Consider the following 363-nt stretch of genomic DNA (forward strand, 5'->3'; position numbering starts at 1 on the left):
AAGCTCATGCAGGCCCGGTTAAAAGTCAAGAGCGACAGTATTGACCTGGAGGCTGCCCGTACAGGGATTTCCATTGCCCAGCGGCAGTACGACCGGACCAGTACCCTCGAGGAGGAAGGTCTCAAGGCAGTCACGGATGTGGAAGAGAAACGGCTCAAGCTCCAGGAGGCGCAGGCGAAGCTCATATCGGCGGAAAACAAGTTGCTGGCGAGCAAGAATGAGTTGTTGGACGCCCGGATGGAGGTGGGGCGCATTCAGGCCGAGTATCAGGACAAGGTCGCCAAAGCGCAAAGCGAGCTATTTACGGCCCAGTCGGCACAATACGATACGGAGGCCCAGGTGACCAAATTGGAGAATCAGTTC

General features: G+C 56.7%; 1 protein-coding gene. It reads left to right on the forward strand.

The genetic code is table 11. The features are described from left to right. Positions 1-363 (forward strand): TolC family protein (locus ACRHNM_RS16380; RefSeq protein ID WP_431137704.1); only part of this gene is annotated, 363 nt, incomplete at both ends.

It is taken from the genome of Psychroserpens mesophilus, assembly GCF_050617655.1.
Taxonomy (GTDB): Bacteria; Bacteroidota; Bacteroidia; order Flavobacteriales; family Flavobacteriaceae; genus Psychroserpens; species Psychroserpens mesophilus_A.